Consider the following 17,536-nt stretch of genomic DNA (forward strand, 5'->3'; position numbering starts at 1 on the left):
CCAGATTTGATCCATGACCTCAACCGATTTCCCGCTCACGCCCCTGTTCGATGTCCGGGCGCAGGCCCGGATCGCCGCGACGCCGGCCGAGGTGTACGCGGTGGTCAGCGATCTGCCGCGCAGTGCCGAGTGGAGCCCGGAGTGCCTGGGCGGCACCTGGGTGTCCGGCAGCCCGGCGACGGTGGGCGCCGTCTTCCGGGGCGAGAACCTGCGCGCCGAGTCCGTCGTCGCGTGGGCGCCCGTCGTCCGCGGCACCTGGCACACCGAGTCCCAGGTGGTCGCCGCCGAGCCCGGGCGGGTCTTCCGCTGGGCCATGCGGGACCGCGCCGGGAACCCGCAGGACAGCGTCTGGTCGTACGAGATCGCCGCGGACGGCGACGGCTGCGTCCTGGCGCACGGCCTGCGCATGGGCGCCGCGACCGAGGGGATCCGGGGCATCACCGCGGAGATGGACGAGGCCACCAGGGCGAAGTTCCTCGCCGAGTGGACCGAGAAGCTGACCGGGGACCTCCGGGCGACGGTGCTGCGCGTCAAGGCGATCGTCGAGAAGGCCTGATCGGGAGGAGGGGCGGGACATGCTGCTGCAACGGATGGGAAACCGCGGGATCCGGCTGGGCACGCTCTTCGACCGGGCGGCCGCCCGGCACCCGGCCAACGTCGTGATCCTCGACCACGACACCGACCTGGCGCCCGGCCGCCGGCTGACCGTCGGGGAGATCGCCGGCCTGGTCGCCGACTTCGCGTCCCGGCTGTGGGCGGCCGGGGTCCGGCCGGGGGACCGGGTGGTCGTCTACAAGACGAACGGCTTCGACATCACCCTGCTGGCCTGCGTGGCGGCCCGCATCGGCGCGGTGCCGGTGCTGCTGTCGCCGAAGCTCGACGGCGCGACCGTCGCCGAGCTGGTGGCCCGGGTGGACCGGCCCTACCTCGTCACCGACCGGGCCAAGCTGGACACCGAGCTGCCGCCCGAGGTCTTCGGGCACGCGCGCCGGGTGCTGCTCACCTCGGGCGAGCACCCCGGCGCCCTCCCGCTGGCGGACCTGGCCGGGACACCCCGGGTCGCGCCGGTCACCGTGTCCCCCCACCATCCGACGCTGATCACCCACACCTCCGGCACCACCGGCCTGCCGAAGCTGGCCGTCCACACCGGCTGGACACTGCAGGCCCGTTACCGGCCGCAGGCCGCGCCGGTCGCCCTGATCCGCAAGCGGCGCCCGGTGGCGGTGCACGTGTCCTTCGTGCACTCCCGGCTGTTCACCGCGATGGCCATCGCGCTGCTGCGCGGCTTCCCGCTCATCATGCTGGCCGACGACGAACCGCGGCGCACCGCCGACCTGTTCGCCCGGTTGCGCCCGGGCGTGGTGGAGGCCCACCCGAACACCTTCATGCGCTGGGAGGAGCTGGTGGACGACCCGCGCCGGCCGCTGGCCCAGGTGAAGTACTTCAGCAGCACCTTCGACGCCATCCACCCCCGGACGGTGCGCCGGATGCTGGGGGCCTCCCGGCACCGGGTGCCGGTCTTCGCCCAGCTGTACGGCCAGAGCGAGGCCGGCCCGGTGGTCGGGCGGATCTTCACCCGGTGGCGCGGCGAGGACGCCGACGGCCGCTGCGTCGGCCACGCCTTCCCCGGCATGACCGCGGTCCGGGTGGTCAGCCAGGACGGCCTGCCGGTGTCCGAGGCGTCCCCCGGGTTCATCGAGGTCCGCACCAACGGCCGGGTCCTGACGTACCTGGGCGAAGCCGAGCGGTACGCCGCGCAGGAGCACGACGCGTGGTGGCGGATGGGCGACGTGGGCTACCGCAGCCGGTGGGGCTGCCTGCACCTGCTCGACCGCGAGGTCGACGTGATCCCCGGCTTCGGCAGCACCCTGGCCGCCGAGGACAGCCTCTTCTCCGCGCTGGACGAGCTGGCGGAGGTCATCATCGTGCCCGGTTCGGACCGCAGGCCGGTGCCGGTGGTGTGCACCCGGGACGACGCGCCGCTCGACCCGGCGGCGTGGGCCCGCGCCACGGCCGGACTGCCCCCGATGGCGGAGCCGGTCCAGTGGCGCCGGGCCGACCTGCCGCAGACCGCCACCACCAAGATCAAGCGGCTGGAGCTCGCCAGGGCCCTGGGCGACGGTGCCCCGGACAACGGGAACCGGGGCCGATAGCGATGGCGAAGGTCATCGTCGCCGGCGGCGGCATCGGCGGGCTGGCCGCCGCCCTGGGCATCGCGCGGCGGGGCCACCACGTGGTGGTCCTCGAACGCGGCGAGCGCTTCGCCGAACTCGGCGCCGGGCTCCAGCTGGCGCCGAACGGCATCCACGCCCTGACCCGCCTCGGGCTGGGCCCGGAGGTCCTGGCCCGCGCGGTGCACGTCGCCGAACTGCGGTTCATGGACGGCGTCACCGGCGAGCACGTCACCAGCGTGCCGCTCACCGAGGACTACCGGCAGCGGTTCGGCAACCCGTACGTGGTCGTGCACCGCGGCGAGCTCCACGGGCTGCTGCTCGCGGCCTGCCGCGCCGAGGCACGGATCGAGCTGTGCCCGGGCCGGCCGGTCGCCGGGTACGAGCGGGACGGCGGCGGCGCGGCGGCCGTCCTCGACGACGGCGGGCGGATCACCGGTGACGCGCTGGTCGGGGCGGACGGCATCCACTCCGCGGTCCGCCGGCAGCTGGTCGGCGACGGGCCGCCGAGGATCTCCGGCATCACCGTCCACCGCACGATCATCCCGATGGACCGGGTGCCGGAGCCGCTGCGGTGGAACGCCGTGACGTGGTGGGCCGGCCCCGGCTGCCACTTCGTGCACTACGCCATCGCCGGCGGCAGGTACCTGAACCTGGCGGCCAGTTACGACGACGGCGCCACCCGGGCGCTGGCCGGCGTACCAGTGGAGCGGCGCGTCGTCCGCGAGCTGTTCGGGGGGCTCGCCGCGACACCGCGCCGGCTGCTCGACCTCGGCGAGCAGTGGAAGTCCTGGGTGCTGATCGACCGGGCGCCGGTCGACGACTGGACCGACGGCCCGGTCGCCCTGCTCGGGGACGCGGCCCACCCGATGCTGCACTACGCGGCCCAGGGCGCCTGCCAGGCCCTGGAGGACGCGGTGGTCCTGGGCGACCTGCTGGACGGCGGCGGCACGGACCTCGCCCGGTGCTTCGCGGAGTACAACCGGCTGCGCCGCGACCGCACCGCCGCCGTCCAGCGGACCTCCCTCGCCAGCATCGCGCTGTGGCACCCGGCCGGTACGGCGGCCGAGTCCAGGAACGCGGCGCTGTCCGGAATGTCGCCGACCGACCTGCACGACCGCCTCGCCTGGATGCACGGCGCACGGGACTTCACCACCGGCGCCCCGGCCGCCCTCCCCCACCCGGAGGCGGCCCGATGACCGACCGGCACCTGGAACTGTGCATCGTCGGGGCCGGCCCCCGCGGGCTGTCCGTCCTGGAGCGGCTGTGCGCCAACGCCCGGCAGGACCCGGCCGGACCCGCCGTCACCGTGCACGTCGTCGACCCGGAGGCCCCCGGCGCCGGCGCGGTCTGGCGGACCGGGCAGTCCCGGCACCTGCTGGCCAACACCGTGGCCTCGCAGATCACCGTCTACACCGACGCCGGCTCACGCATCGACGGGCCGATCGAACCGGGCCCCAGCCTCCACGACTGGGCGCGGAACGTGGCGCTGCTGGGCTCGCCGGCCGACTACGACGAGGAGACCCTGGCCGAGGCACGGGCGCTGGGCCCCGACTCGTACCCCACCCGGGCGCTGTACGGGCACTACCTCCGGGACGCCTTCCGGCGGGTGGTCTCCTTCGCCCCCGAGCGGGTCCGCGTCCGGGTCCACCGGTCGCGCGCCGTGGCCATGGCCGACACCCACGGCGTGCCCGGCGGCGCGCAGGGCGTCCGGCTGGAGAACCGGACCCGGCTCGACGACCTGGACGCCGTGGTGCTGGCCCAGGGCCACCTCCCGGCCCGGCTGACCCCGCGGGAGGAACGGACGGCCAGTCTGGCCCGCATCCACCGCCTCGGCTACGTCCCGCCCGGCAACCCCGCCACGACCGACCTGGGTGCCGTGGAACCCGGCCGCCCGGTGCTGCTGCGCGGCCTCGGACTGAACTTCTTCGACTACATGGCGCTGCTGACCGTCGGCCGCGGCGGCGCCTTCGTCCGCGACGGCGGCCGGCTGCGCTACCGGCCCGGCGGGGACGAGCCCCGGCTGCACGCCTTCTCCCGCCGCGGGGTGCCCCACCAGGCCCGCGGGGAGAACGAGAAGGGCGCCTCCGAACGCCACCGGCCCCGCCTGCTGACCCCCCGGTTCCTCGACGAACTGCGCGGGCGCAAGCGCGCGGGCCGCCCGGTCCGATTCGGCACCGACCTGTGGCCGCTGATCTCCCGGGAGGTGGAAGCCGTCTACTACGGCACCCTCTTGACCTCCCGGGGCCGGCCGGCCGAACGGGAGGCCCTCACCGAGCGGTACCTGGCGCTGCCGGACCCGGCGGACCGGGCCCGGCTGCTGGACACCCACCGCATCGCCCCGGCCGACCGCTGGGACTGGCAGCGGATCGCCCGGCCCTGCGCCGGCCGGGAGTTCGCCGGGCGCGCCGACTTCCGGCGCTGGCTGCTGGCGTACCTGGAACGGGACGTACGCGAGGCGAGGGCCGGCAACGTCAGCGGCCCGCTCAAGGCCGCCCTGGACGTGCTCCGCGACCTGCGCAACGAGATCCGGCTCGCGGTCGACCACGGCGGGCTGGAGGGCGACTCGCACCGCGACGAGCTCGACGGCTGGTACACCCCGCTCAACGCCTTCCTCTCCATCGGCCCGCCGGTGTCGCGGGTCGAGGAGATGATCGCCCTGATCGAGGCCGGCGTCCTGACCCTCACCGGGCCCGGCACCGAGGTGCGGATCGACACCGTCACCCCGGGCTTCGTCGCCAACTCGCCCCTCGCCCCGGGGCCCGCGGTCCGCTCCGGGGTCCTCGTCGAGGCCCGGCTGCCCGAGCCGGACCTCCGACGCACCGCGGACCCGCTCCTGCTCCACCTGCTGCGCACCGAGCAGTGCGCCACCTACCGCATCCCGGACACCCGGGGCGGGACCCACGAGACCGGCGGACTCGCCGTCACCGAGCGCCCCTACCGGCTGCTCGACGCCCGCGGGCGGGCCCACCCGCGCCGCTTCGCCTACGGTGTCCCCACCGAGGCGGTGCACTGGGTCACCGCGGCCGGCATCCGCCCCGGGGTCGACTCGGTGATCCTCGCCGACGCCGACGCCATCGCCCGCGCCCTGCTCGCCGTGCCGCCGGTGGTCCGCGAGCCGGTCGCGACCGGGGGCGTGGGCGAGCCGACCGAACTGACGGGAGTGCCGATTTGACGACGCCGACGCCCGACCCCGACCCCGGCGCCGACCCCGGCGCCGACCTCGACTCCGGGCTGCTCTCCCCCGTGCGGGCCGGCACGCCCGTCGAGGCCGCCGTCGGCGACCGGGCCTGGCTCCAGGCCATGCTCGACGCCGAGGCGGCCCTGGCCCGGGCCCAGGCCCGGCTCGGCACCGTGCCCGCGCCGGCCGCCGCCGCGATCACCGCCGCGGCCCGGGCCGACCGCCTCGACCTGCGCCGACTCGCCCTGGAGGCCCGGGAGACGGCCAACCCGGTGGTGGGCCTGGTGAAGGCGTTCACCGCGGTCGTCGCCGCCGACGACCCCGCCGCCGCCCGGTACGTGCACCGGGGCTCCACCAGCCAGGACGTCCTCGACACCGCCGCCATGCTGGTCGCCGACCGGGCGCTGCGCCTGGTCCGCGCCGACCTCGAACGGACGGCGGAGGCGCTGGCCCGCCTCGCCGCCCGGCACCGCGACACCGTGATGGCCGGCCGGACCCTGGCCCTGCACGCGGTGCCCACCACCTTCGGGCTGAAGGCGGCGGGCTGGCGCAGCCTGGTGCTCGACGCCGCCGAGCGGGTGGACCGGGTGCTGCGGGACGGCCTGCCGGTGGCACTCGGCGGGGCGGCCGGCACCCTCGCGGGCTACCTCGCGCACGCCGACGCGCCCACCGGCCCGGACGGCCCCGTCGACCTCGTCCATCCCGTCGACCCCGGCGGTTACGCCGACGCGCTGGCCGAGGCGTTCGCCGCGGAGACCGGGCTCGCCCGGCCCCGACTGCCCTGGCACGCGCTGCGCACCCCGATCGCCGACCTCGCCGCCGCGCTCGCGTTCACCGCCGGCGCCCTCGGGAAGATCGGGCTCGACGTCCAGACCCTGGCCCGCACCGAGATCGCCGAGCTGGCCGAACCGGGCCCGCCCGGCCGCGGCGGCTCCTCCGCCATGCCGCACAAGCGCAATCCGGTGCTCGCCACCCTGCTGCGCAGCGCCGCGCTCCAGGTACCGGTGCTGGCCGCCGCTCTGACGCAGTGCCTCGGCGTCGAGGACGAGCGGTCGGCCGGCGGCTGGCACGCCGAGTGGCTGCTGCTGCGCGAGTGCCTGCGGCTGACCGGCGGATCCGCGCACACCGCGGTGGAACTCGCCGAGGGGCTGCGGGTGCGGGCGGACCGGATGCGCGACAACCTCGCCCTGACCGGGGGCGGGATCGTCTCGGAACGGGTCGCCGCCGTGCTGGGCCGCACCCTCGGCCCGGCCGGCGCCCGGCAGTTGCTGACCGAGGCCACCGCGACCGCCGAGCGCTCCGGCCGCCCGCTGTCCGCGGTGCTCGCCGAGGCCCCGGAGCTGGACGGCCGGCTGACCGCCGGCGCGCTGGAGCGGCTGTGCGACCCGGCCCACTACACCGGCGCCGCGGGGCCGTTGGTCGATCGGGCCCTGAAGGAGTGACCGCGCTGACGGGGTGACCGGACCGAGGGGCGGGGCGTCGCGCGCCCCGCCCCTCGGTCCGGTCACGCCTCAGCGCCCCAGCGCCTCACCGATCCGGTCGGCGATCACGCGGACCCCGTCGACGGTGAGCACCGACTCCGCGTGGAACTGCACCGAGGCGAACCGGGGCCCGCGCAGCGCGTGCACCTCCCCCGTCGCCGGATCGCGGCTGATCTCCACCGCGCCGATCCCCGGACACTCCGCCTTGTCCTCCTCGCTGCGCGCGGCGAAGGAGTTGTAGAAGCCGACCCGCTCCCGGCGGCCGAACAGGTCGATGACCCGCTGGAGGCCCTGGTTCGGCACCTCCTTGCGGATCACCTCCAGTCCGAGCCGGGCGCTGAGCACCTGGTGGCTGAGGCAGACGGCGAGGAACGGCCGCTGCTCCGCCAGCAGTCGGTCGATCGCGGCGTGCAGCCGGGCGATCTTGGGCCGGCCGGTGTCCAGGGGGTCGCCCGGCCCGGGGCCCATGACGACCAGGTCGTACCCGTCGAGGGCGTACCGGTCGTCGAACCGACGGACCGTCACATCCAGACCGAGGGAGACGAGTTGGTGGCGCAGCATGGCGGTGAAGGCGTCCTCGGCGTCGACCACCAGCACCCGGCCGCCGCACAGCGCGGGCCGGGGGGCCGCGCGCCGGTCCGGGGCGGTCAGCCAGAAGTCGGCGATGCCGGTGTTGCGGCGGGCCAGTGCGGCGCCCACGCGCGGGTCGTCGGCGAGCCGCGCGGGCCGGTCGGGCCGGTCGGGCCGGTCGGCGCCGACGCCCGGGCCGACGACATCGGCGGAGGCCGTGGGAACGGCGGAGGCAGTGGGAGCGGTGGGAACGGCGGGAGCGGCGGGCCGGTCGGCCCGCAGGGCGGCGAGCAGCCCCGCCGCCTTGGCCCGCGTCTCGGCGACCTCCGAGGCGGGGTCGGAGTGTCGCACCAGGGTCGCCCCGACCCCGATCCGCAGCCGGCCGCCCCGATCGATGTCCGCGGTGCGGATCAGGATGGCCGAGTCCAGGGTTCGGCCGCCGCGCCCGTCGCCGCCGATCAGCGCGAGGGCCCCGCTGTAGTACCCGCGGCCCGCCGGCTCGTACCGGCCGATGACCCGGCAGGCGTTCTCCAGCGGGCTGCCGGTCACGGTGGGGGCGAACAGGGTCTGCTTGAGGATCTCGCGCGGGTCGAGGTCGGTGCGCCCCTCGATGAAGTACTCGGTGTGCGCCAGCCGGGCCATCTCCTTGAGGTACGGGCCGACGACCCGGCCCCCGCGCTCGCAGATCCCGGCCATCATCTTGAGCTCCTCGTCGAGGACCATGTAGAGCTCGTCGGTCTCCTTGCGGTCGTCGAGGAAGGCCAGCACCTCCGGGAGGTTCGGGCCGCCCGGCGGGTACCGGTAGGTGCCGCTGATCGGGTTCATCACGGCGGTGCCGCCGTGCACACTGATGTGCCGCTCCGGGGTGGCGCCGACGAACGTCCGCTCGCCGGTGTGCACGATGAACGTCCAGTAGGCGCCGGTCTCCTGCCGGAGCAGCCGGCGGAACAGCGACAGGCCGTGCGCGGGCGTGTAGTCGGTGATCTCCGCGAGGCAGGAGCGCTTGAGGACGAAGTTGCCGCCCTCGCCGCGGCCGATCTCCTCGGTGACGACGGTCCGCACCAGCTCGGCGTAGGCCTCGTCGGAGACGTCGAAGTGCTCGCCGGTCAACCGCAGCGGCAGGTCGGGCAGTCGCTCCAGCGCCTCCCGGCAGGACACCCGGGCCTGGGCGGTGACGGTCATCGCCAGCAGCGGCTCGCCGTCGTCGGGGCAGGCGAAGCCGCGCTCGGCGAGCTGCCGGAACGGCAGCAGCACCAGGACCTCGTGGCCCGCGTCCGGAGCCCGTTCGGGCAGCGGGACGTCGGCGAGCGCGGCCACCTCGGCGACCTCGCCGACGAGGACGTCCAGGACCTCGTCGCCGGTCCGCTCCGGCCGGTGGATCAGCGCGAACGCCGGCGGCCGCGGCGACCGGACCAGTCCGAGCAGGTCCGGCGCCGCGGCTCTCCTGGGCCCGGTCATGCGCAGAGCGCCTTGACCGTGGTGACCACCGCGCAACGCTGGGCGGCGTAGCCGAGCGTCATCCGGTGGTGGTCCGCGGAGAAGTCCGCGATCGCGTCGGCGACGAGGAAGGTCTGGAGGTCGCGGGTGAACGCCTCGACGGCGGTCGTCAGCACCCCGACGTGTCCGTAGACGCCGCAGATGACGAGCTGGTCGCGGCCGTGGCGGGCCATCCGCTCGCGCAGGTCCGAGCGGAAGAAGGCGCTGTAGCGCCACTTGGTGAGCAGCCAGTCCTCCGGAGCCGGCGCCAGTTCGTCGACGATCCGGCGGTCGGCGGGGTCGACCTTCATGCCGGGGCCCCAGAAGTCCTTGAGCAGGCCGCGGTCCTCCTCGGTCATCCCGCCCGGCTGGGCGGTGTACGCGACCGGCATCCCGAGGCTCGCGCAGCGGTCCCGCAACTGCGCGGTGTTGCCGACCAGTTCGTCGCGCAGGGAGTCCGGGAACGGCCGCAGGAAGTAGCGCTGCATGTCGTGGACGAGCAGCACCGCCCGGTCCGGATCGACTTCCCAGCCGGCGACGTTCGCGGGCAGCTCGCCCGGGGACGGCATCGGGTAGGGCTCTATGGGGGGTATCCCTGCCATCGCCTTCTCCTTCACGCCCAAGGTTCCTCACACGCCCAGGGTGGCGCCGCCGTCGACGGTGAGGTCGTGCAGGGTGATGTGCCCTGCCTGTTCGGAGAGCAGGAAGACCACGGCGTCGGCGATGTCCGCCGGCCGGGCCAGCTTGCCCAGCGGGATGCCCACCTTGTAGGCCTCGGGCCGGCCGTCGATCGTCGCCCGCGGGCCGGTCTCGTCGTGCCACATGGAGCGGAGCATCGCGGTGTCGGTGGAGCCGGGGGCGACGACGTTGCAGCGGATGCCGTACCGGGCGACCTCCAGGCCCAGGCACTTGGTGAACATCGTCGCCGCGGCCTTCGACGCGGCGTAGGCGGCCATCTCGGTACGGGGGGTGCCGGCCGCGTTGGACGCCACGGTGACGATCGCGCCGCGGCCGCGCGGCACCATGCGGTCGACCACCGCGCGGGACACGTTCATCACCCCGGTGGTGTTGACGGCGAAGGTCGCGGCCCAGTCCTCGTCGGTCAGCCGGCGCACCGGGCTCAGGTGAAGCACCCCGGCGGCGTTGACCAGCCGGTCCACCGGTCCCAGCGTGCGCTCCACGGCGTCCACCAGCTCCGCGACCTCGGCGGCGCGGGTGACGTCGGCGGGGAACGCCGTGACGGGCAGGCCTTCGGCGGCCATCCTGCCCGTCACCTCCGCCAGCCGTCCGGCGTCCCGGTCCACCGCGGCCACCGGCGTGCCGCGCCGGGCCAGGGCGCCGGCCACGGCCGCGCCGATCCCGCCCGCTGCCCCGGTGACCAGGGCGACTGCGTCCTCCATCGTTCGGACCTCCCATGCAGGGTGTGCGCGAGTTCGTTCGGGTTCCTGCCGGCCGCGGCCGCCGGCTCGCTGCGGGCCGGCCGCGACGGGCCCGGTCACGGGCCCACCGGTCACGGACCGGCCGGTGCTCACGCCCGCCACGCCGAGACCACTTCGACGGCCTGGTCCGGGTTGAGGCGCGGATCGCAGAGGCTGGTGTACGTGTCGCCGACGTGCGGGACGTCCGCCCAGGTCCGGGCGCACTCCGTGACGTCGTCCGGGGTGGTCTCCAGGTGCAGGCCGCCGGCGACGCCGCCGCCCTCGCCGATCGCGTCCTGGAAGCGGGTCACCTCCCGCACGATCCGGTGCAGGAGGCGGGTCTTGAACCCGTCCGGGGTGGTGACGGTGTTGCCGTGCATCGGGTCGCACAGCCAGATGACCGGATGCCCCGCGGCCCGCACCGCCGCGGCGAGGACGGCCAGCCGGCCGGCGACCCGGTCGGCTCCCATCCGGGCGATCAGGGTGAGCCGGCCGGGCTCCCGGTGCGGGTCGAGCCGTGCGCACAGGGCCAGCAGCTCACCGGCCGTCACCGTCGGGCCGACCTTGCAGGCCACCGGGTTGACGACCCGGGCGAGCAGGGCGACATGGGCCCCGTCGACCTGCCGGGTGCGCTCGCCGATCCACGGCCAGTGGGTGGACGACAGCCAGGCCCGGCCCGCCGACGAGCGGCGCACCAGTGGCTCCTCGTAGTCGAGCAACAGGGCCTCGTGGCTGGTCCACACCCCGGGCTCGGGCCGCGGGTGCGCGCCCCGGTCGGCCCAGCCCAGGTAGCGCAGGACGGCGTCGGCGAGCCGGTAGCCGGAGAGCATCCGGGTCGGATCGGGGCGCCGGCACCGCGCGGAGGGCTCCGGCCCGTTCACCAGGTGGCCGCGGTAGACGGGCAGTTCGAGGCCGCCGATCCGCTCGGTCGGCGCGGAGCGGGGCTTGGCGAACTGGCCGGCCAGCCTGCCGACCGCCAGCACCGGCAGGCCGGTGCCCCGCGCCATCCGGCCGGCCAGGAGTCCCAGCAGCTCCGCCTTGCGGGCGACGTCGCCCGGGGTGCAGTCGGCGGGGTCCTCCGCGCAGTCGCCCGCCTGCACCACCAGGGCCGCACCGGTGGCGACCGCGGCCAGGTGGGTGCGCAGCGCGAGCACCTCCTCGGCTTCGAGCAGCCCCGGGAGGGCGGCCAGTTGGCCGCGGACCCGCCGGGCGAGTTCCGGGTCGGGCCACCGGGGCTGCTGGTCCGCCGGGCCCGGCTCCAGGACGCGCCCGGCGGCCGGTGCGTCCTTGGGTGATGAACGAGTGGGCACGGTGGTCTCCCGAAGCGGCGGGTGCACTCGCCCCGGTGGGATTCGGCGGGGCCGGCTGCGCCTCAGTCTCACGGCTCGTCCACGGTGGGGCCAATGCCCGTCCGGGCACTGTGTCAGGTGGGGTGCTTCCGCATCAGGTCGGACTTCGGCGGTGCGCCCCCGGGGCGGCCGACGACCACCCCGGAGCATTTTCCCGGTTTCCGCGCTTCCCGTCCGACTGGGCATTTCGGGTACCGTCCGACTGGGGAGGGGAAATCCGCGGCGCGGGTGCCCGGGTGATCGACTCGAACCCTTGTTGTCCTTCGGGTGCTTGTATAGCCTGGAGCCACGATCTGTGAATTCAGTATGAGCCGGGGATCCGTCGGGGGAATCTCCCGAATCGAGTACCGCGTGGCGCACTTCGTTCGCGCCCGGCACGCGGCACACCGGCCGGCCATCCCACCGATTCGCTTTCTCCAGGTACACCCACACGGACTCACTGGATGAGGGGACACCGATGCGCCGGGAACAAGCTGCGGTCACCCAGGTCGACAGCGCGGCCGAGGTCCTTTCGACCCCGGAGCCGCCGACGGCTCCGCAGACCTGCACGATTCCCATTCGCATTCTGCGGCCCGGGGAATCCCCCGGGAACCGCGGGGAGAACCGGGAATACATCACCACGCTCGCCCGGTCGCCGGTCCGGCTGCCGCCGATCTTCGTGCACCGCAGGACGATGCGGATCCTGGACGGAATGCACCGGCTGAAGGCCGCGGAACTGCGCGGCGACCAGTCCATCGACGTGGTCTTCTTCGACGGGGACGAGCCGGAGGCCCCCGGGCCCCCGCCGAACAACCTGGTCAGGCTGGACCGCCCCCGCCCGGCGGCGCAGCGCCACACCGGGCTCACCGGGACCGTGGCACCGCCCGCACCGCAGCCCAGCACGCCGGTCCACCAGGTGGCGGCGGAGTTCGGCCTGGAGCCGGACACCGTCGTGGACGTGCTCAGCCGGCTGTGCCAGAGCCTGCGCGAGGCGCCCGGGGCCCCGTACGGCGGCGGGCCGCGGGACCCGTACGACGCCGGGCGGCCGGGCCCCGCCGCGGCCCGGCCCGCACCGGCGGCGCCGGCCCCGCGCCGCCCGGACGACACCCCGGCCCTGCTGCGGCTCACCGGCTCCTGCGACGCGACGGAGCTCGTCCTCGACCGGGTCTGCGACGAGCTGTTCGCCTCCTTCACCCGCCGCGACCAGCGGCTGAGGGCCCGCCAGTACCTGTGGGGGCTGCTGGGCACGCCCGGCCGGAAGACCATCCGCAACATCGCGGCGTTCGTCGAGGGCCCGGGGATCGACCAGCGGCTGCACCACTTCATCAGCGACTCCACCTGGGACTGGGAGCCCGTGCGCACCGCGCTCACCCGCTACGTGGCCCGCACGATGGAGCCCGAGGCGTGGGTGATCCGCCCGGTGCTGATCCCCAAGGTGGGGCAGCAGCCGGTGGCGGTGAGCCGGCGGTTCGACCCCACCCGGGGGAAGGCCGTCAACGGCCAGCGGGCGGTCGGCGTCCTCGCGGTGTCCGAGACGGCCGGCACCCCGGTGAGCTGGCGCCTGCAGGTGCCCAAGGACCGGGTCGAGGACGTGGACCGGCAGCGGCGGGCGGGGCTGTCCGAGTCGATCGGCGCCGAGTCCATCGGCGAGTGCACGGCCCGCGCCCTGCTGCAGGTGCTGGCCCGTACCGGGGGCCCCGACCGGCCGGTGGTGCTCGACGGGCGCGACATGGAGCGCGCCCAGCTGCTGCGGCCGCTGCACGCCGCCGAAGTGCCCATGTTCGTACGGATCTCGGCGACCCTGCCGCTGCGCATCGAGGACCCGGCGTTGACCGGGCACCGCACCCACGGGCCGCTGCCCTCGCGCCGGATCGTGGAGGCGGCCCGGTTCCGCCGCCGGCCGGTGGACGGCCCGGACCCCTCGGTCGAGAAGGGCCACCTGATCACCACCGTCGACGTCCGGTGGCCGGCCGACGCCGGGCACCCCCACCCCGGGGCGGAGGCGCCGATGCGGCTGATCGCGGTCAGCCCGGTCGGGGAGAACGTGTGCGAAGAGCTGTGGCTGACGACGCTGACGACGGTGTCGGCCGCCACCGCGCTGAAACTCGCCCGGCTGGTGCGCCGGGTGGACCGGGACCTGGAATCCGTTTCCCGGAACGTCGGAATCTGGGATTTCAGCGGCCGGTCCTTTCCGGGCTGGCACCGGCACGTCACGCTCGCGTCCATCGCCCACCTGGTGCGCCTGCTGGCCCGGACCGACTACCGGTCCGAACTCGGCTGACGCCCTCCGGCCGTACCTCTCCACGCGATTCCGCACGCCCGCAAGACCTCGGACTCCGGAACTCCTCACCGACGGGGGAACGCATGCCCAGCCGGCAGTACTCCACGGATCTGCTCGTGATCGGCGGCGGCGTCACGGCGCTGTCGATCGCCTACCACTGCGCCCTGGCGGACATCGGCGTCGTCCTGCTCGCCCCGGACGGCTCCGGCGCCGCCGGGCCGTCCGCCCGCCCGGTGCGCACCTACCAGCCGGGGAAGGTCCACAACTCCGAGCTGACGGTGCGCGGCCTCGCGGACTACCGCGCGTTCGCCCCGGCCGGGGGCGCCGACCTGGTGGTCTCGGACGTCGGATGGCTGGTGGTGGCGGGCGACCGCCGGGAGGCCGACGGGCTGGAGCGCGAGGCCGCGGCGCAGCGCGCCGTCGGTGTGGAGCTGGAACCGCTGACCCCGGACCAGGCCCGTGCCCGCCACCCCTGGCTGGACCCGGCCGGCGCCGAGGCCGCGTTCTGGTGCCCGCAGTCCTACCTCCTCGACGTGGACACGGTGGTCCGGGGCTACGCCGCCGGCGCGCGGGAGCACGGCGCCCGGCTGCTGACCGGCCACACGGTGACCGGCCTGGACGCGACGGGCGCCCGGGTCACCACCGACCGGGGCGAGTTCGCCGCCCAGGCCGTCGTCCTCGCGGCCGAGGCCGGCAGCGGCGAGCTCGCGGCCTCGGCCGGGCTGGAACTCCCGCTGTGGGCGCAGACCGCCGAGCTGTTCGGCACCGACCCGGTCCTCGCCGAGGGCGAGCTCGACGTCCCCTTCACCGTGCACCCGGCGTCCGGGCTGAAGACGCTGGGCGCCGGCCGGTCCTTCCTGGTCGGCCTGGAGCGCGTCTCCCGGCAGGAGGGCATGCGGGAGGCGTGGTTCCGGGAGACCGCCGAGGAGCTGGGCGCGCGGTACCCGAAGCTCGCGGGCACCGGGCTGCGCAGCGTGTGGACCGGGACGGTGGACGTCACCCCGGCCAGGACGGCGTGCATCGGCCGGGCGGGCGGCGCCCACGAGCGGATCCTGGTCGCGGCCGGGTACACCGGCCAGGACCTCGGCCAGGCGCCCGCCACCGGGCGGATCATCCGCGATCTGTACCTCGGCCGCTCCCCCGGCGTCGACCTCGCCCCGTTCTCGCCCTCCCGGTGACGCCGGAATCCCGCCCGGCTTTGTCAGGTCGGACCGGAAATACTGACGAAGACGCCCCGGGAACCCGGCAGACTGACAAACTCCGGGATTACCGCCGGGATATCGACGTGACAAAGTCGAGAGCTTTCCGTGAGGTGCGCGGGATTTCCCTACCCGGCGATTCGGCCCGCTGATAGCGTCCCAACGTCACTGTCCGACGGCACTCCAATCCGGTTGACCGGACGCCGGTATTGGCGGAACCGAGGAGAACGGAGTAGGAACAATGCGCCAGATCGAGATCTCCTGGCCGTCCATCGACGCCAGAATCCGCATCACTCTCCACGAAGACCGCAATGCCCAACTCGTCGAGCCGCTCTGGGCCTCGCTGCCGTACCAGACCCTCCAGGGGCACGCGCTCGTGGCCGGCGACTGCATCTACCACGTCCCGCCGGCGCACGACCTCCTGCACGCCGTGCCGGACCACAAGGTCGACCGCAAGATCCAGCCCAACGGCACCGTGTTCTGCTCCGCGGTGCAGCACCTCACCATCAAGTACGGCGAGCTGACCGAGCCGATGCACACCGCGCCGATCGGTTCCGTCGTCCCGGAGGACGTCGACGCGCTGCCGAAGATCGGCCAGTTGGTCTGGGACTCCGTGCACGGCAACGGCGCCCCGATCCTCGCCCAGGTGCGGCGGGTGGACGGTGAGGCCGGGCACGGTGTGCGGCGCATGCCGACGGAGTCCGCCCGGGCCCGCGACCTGGTCGAGCGGATCGCCGTGGAGACGGAGCGGATCCTGATCGAGCCGACCGAGGAACTGGTCGCCGCGCACGAGGGTCGGGTGCCCAACGGGGCCGGCACCAAGGGCTCGGTGCTGACCACGCTCGTCTGCATCAACGGCGAGACCCGGCCGCTGGGTTATGTGTCCCACACCGGACTGGTGCGGGCCGCCCGGCTGACCGACGTGCCGCTGCCCGCCCTGGTCGAGATGGCCCGGATCCTGCTCGTCAAGCCCACCGAGTTCCTCGGCTACTGCGGCCTGGACACGCTGTGGGACCTCACCCGGGAGGTGGTCGCCGTCATCGAGGAGAAGACCACCTCCAAGGAGGACTTCATCGCACTGCTCTCCCACATGGCCACCTACACCAACGCCCTCGGCGCCTGGAACCTGCAGCTGTTCCCGTGGGAACTGGGGGGCGACACCTGGACGTTCCGTCCGACCACCACGAGGAGTGCACATGTCTGACCGGAAGAACTCCACCGAACTGCTGATCATAGGCGGCGGCGTGATCGGCGTGTCCATCGCCTACCACTGCGCCAAGGCCGGCATCGACGTACTCCTGCTGGAGAAGGACCAGTTCGGCACGGCCACCACCGCGGAGACCGCCCGGGCGTTCCGCACCTACTTCCCGCGCAAGCCGTACGACAGCGAGCTGGCGGTCCGCAGCCTGGCCGAGTTCAACTCCTTCGCGAACACCCTGAACACCGACCTCGGGCTGAAGCACCTCGGGCTGCTCACCGTGCTGACCAGCGCCGAGCAGGCGGCCGAGCTCGAGGCGCTGCTGCCGGCCCACCGCGAGGTCGGCGCCGAGGTCGAACTGCTCACCCCGGCGCAGGCCGTCGAGTACAACCCGTGGCTGGACGCCGGCACCTTCGAGGCGGCCGTCTGGTCCCCGGAGTGCTACCGGGTCAAGCCGGAGGCGATCGTCAAGGGCTACGCGGACGCGGCGGCGCAGCTCGGCGCCCGGCTGCTGACCGGCACCGAGGTGACCGGCATCGACGCCTCCTCCGGCCTGGTGACCACCAACGCCGGGGAGTTCACCGCCGACGCCATCGTGATCGCGGCCGGGCCGTGGGGCGGCGACGTCGCCAAGCTCGCCGGCATGGAGCTGCCGGTGTGGGGCCAGTTCGCCGAACTGCTCTACACCGACCCGATCTCCGACACCGAGACCGACACCCCCTTCACCTTCCACCCGGTCTCCGGCCTGAAGACGATGGGCCGGGGCAAGGGCTTCCTGGTCGGCCTGGAGCGCATCTCGAAGCAGAAGGGCCTGCGCGACGTCTGGTTCGACGCGGCCGTCGAGGAGCTGCCGAAGTGGTACCCCAAGGCCGCGGGCGCCAAGCTGCACAGCGCCTGGACCGGGACCCTGGACGTCACCCCGACCAAGTCGGCGCTGATCGGCCGGGGCGAGGGCGCCCACGAGCGGATCCTCTTCGCGGCCGGCTTCACCGGCCACGGCCTGGCCCACGCGCCCACCGCCGGCCGGATCGTCCGCGACCTCCACCTCGGTGTGGCACCGGAGGTCGACCTGACGCCCTTCTCGCTGGCCGTCAACCTGGCGCAGCTGCCGGCCGCCTGAGCACTTCCCGCGGCGGGCGGCGGCACGGCCGCCGATCGCGCGGCCGTCCTCGATCAGGACGCGCTCGACCCGGCAGCGGTAGCCGATCACCCCGCCGAGCGAGGTGTTCGGAT

The 17,536-nt window shown here is 74.7% G+C and carries 13 protein-coding genes; 9 read left to right on the plus strand and 4 right to left on the minus strand.

The genetic code is table 11. The features are described from left to right. The first annotated feature begins 13 nt into the window (after positions 1-13). The 5 genes from ACWD4P_RS31295 to pcaB are packed head-to-tail and all read left to right on the plus strand — an operon-like array spanning position 14 to position 6,794. The gene (locus tag ACWD4P_RS31295; protein ID WP_359819078.1) at positions 14-556 is read left to right on the plus strand and encodes an SRPBCC family protein; all 543 of its coding nucleotides are present in this window, start codon (positions 14-16) and stop codon (positions 554-556) included. Positions 557-575: 19 nt separating this feature from the next. Next, entirely contained in the window at positions 576-2,153 is a 1,578-nt protein-coding gene (locus ACWD4P_RS31300) for a class I adenylate-forming enzyme family protein (RefSeq protein WP_359819076.1), read from the plus strand. 2 nt (positions 2,154-2,155) lie between these two features. After that, positions 2,156-3,370 (plus strand): FAD-dependent monooxygenase, encoded by a 1,215-nt coding sequence (locus tag ACWD4P_RS31305; RefSeq protein WP_449781977.1) that lies wholly within the window; start codon positions 2,156-2,158, stop codon positions 3,368-3,370. After that, positions 3,367-5,346 (plus strand): FAD/NAD(P)-binding protein, encoded by a 1,980-nt coding sequence (locus ACWD4P_RS31310; RefSeq protein WP_449781978.1) that lies wholly within the window; start codon positions 3,367-3,369, stop codon positions 5,344-5,346. Before ACWD4P_RS31305 ends, ACWD4P_RS31310 begins: the two co-directional genes overlap by 4 nt. Continuing rightward, the gene (gene pcaB / locus ACWD4P_RS31315; protein ID WP_449781979.1) at positions 5,343-6,794 is read left to right on the plus strand and encodes a 3-carboxy-cis,cis-muconate cycloisomerase; all 1,452 of its coding nucleotides are present in this window, start codon (positions 5,343-5,345) and stop codon (positions 6,792-6,794) included. The genes ACWD4P_RS31310 and pcaB overlap by 4 nt, the downstream gene beginning before the upstream one ends. A 69-nt stretch (positions 6,795-6,863) precedes the next feature. Here pcaB and ACWD4P_RS31320 read toward each other — a convergent pair whose 3' ends face one another. The 4 genes from ACWD4P_RS31320 to ACWD4P_RS31335 all read right to left on the minus strand — a co-directional run bounded on the left by ACWD4P_RS31320 (position 6,864) and on the right by ACWD4P_RS31335 (position 11,607). Further along, the gene (locus ACWD4P_RS31320) at positions 6,864-8,861 is read right to left on the minus strand and encodes an anthranilate synthase family protein (protein WP_449781980.1); all 1,998 of its coding nucleotides are present in this window, start codon (positions 8,859-8,861) and stop codon (positions 6,864-6,866) included. Continuing rightward, positions 8,858-9,481 carry an isochorismatase family protein gene (locus ACWD4P_RS31325; protein WP_359819064.1) on the minus strand — a complete coding sequence of 208 codons (624 nt, stop codon included), beginning with the start codon at positions 9,479-9,481 and terminating at the stop codon, positions 8,858-8,860. Before ACWD4P_RS31325 ends, ACWD4P_RS31320 begins: the two co-directional genes overlap by 4 nt. A gap of 27 nt (positions 9,482-9,508) precedes the next feature. After that, a complete protein-coding gene (locus ACWD4P_RS31330; protein ID WP_359819061.1) occupies positions 9,509-10,279 on the minus strand; it encodes a 2,3-dihydro-2,3-dihydroxybenzoate dehydrogenase in 771 nt (256 codons plus the stop codon). Positions 10,280-10,407: 128 nt separating this feature from the next. After that, positions 10,408-11,607: a 3-deoxy-7-phosphoheptulonate synthase gene (locus tag ACWD4P_RS31335; RefSeq protein ID WP_449781981.1), complete on the minus strand. Its 1,200-nt coding sequence runs from the start codon at positions 11,605-11,607 to the stop codon at positions 10,408-10,410. 496 nt (positions 11,608-12,103) lie between these two features. On the opposite strand from ACWD4P_RS31335, the gene ACWD4P_RS31340 reads away from it, so the two are divergent. The 4 genes from ACWD4P_RS31340 (at position 12,104) to ACWD4P_RS31355 (ending at position 17,423) form a co-directional block, all read left to right on the plus strand. Next, positions 12,104-13,906 (plus strand): IS701 family transposase, encoded by a 1,803-nt coding sequence (locus tag ACWD4P_RS31340; RefSeq protein WP_449781982.1) that lies wholly within the window; start codon positions 12,104-12,106, stop codon positions 13,904-13,906. Positions 13,907-13,989: 83 nt separating this feature from the next. Next, positions 13,990-15,084, plus strand: coding sequence for an NAD(P)/FAD-dependent oxidoreductase (locus ACWD4P_RS31345; protein WP_449781983.1), 1,095 nt, complete (start codon positions 13,990-13,992; stop codon positions 15,082-15,084). Between the two features lie 262 nt (positions 15,085-15,346). Further along, positions 15,347-16,309, plus strand: coding sequence for a cucumopine synthase-related protein (locus ACWD4P_RS31350; protein WP_359830092.1), 963 nt, complete (start codon positions 15,347-15,349; stop codon positions 16,307-16,309). Further along, positions 16,302-17,423, plus strand: coding sequence for an NAD(P)/FAD-dependent oxidoreductase (locus tag ACWD4P_RS31355; RefSeq protein ID WP_359830094.1), 1,122 nt, complete (start codon positions 16,302-16,304; stop codon positions 17,421-17,423). Before ACWD4P_RS31350 ends, ACWD4P_RS31355 begins: the two co-directional genes overlap by 8 nt. Positions 17,424-17,536 lie beyond the last annotated feature (113 nt).

The organism is Kitasatospora sp. NPDC002543 (genome assembly GCF_053594915.1).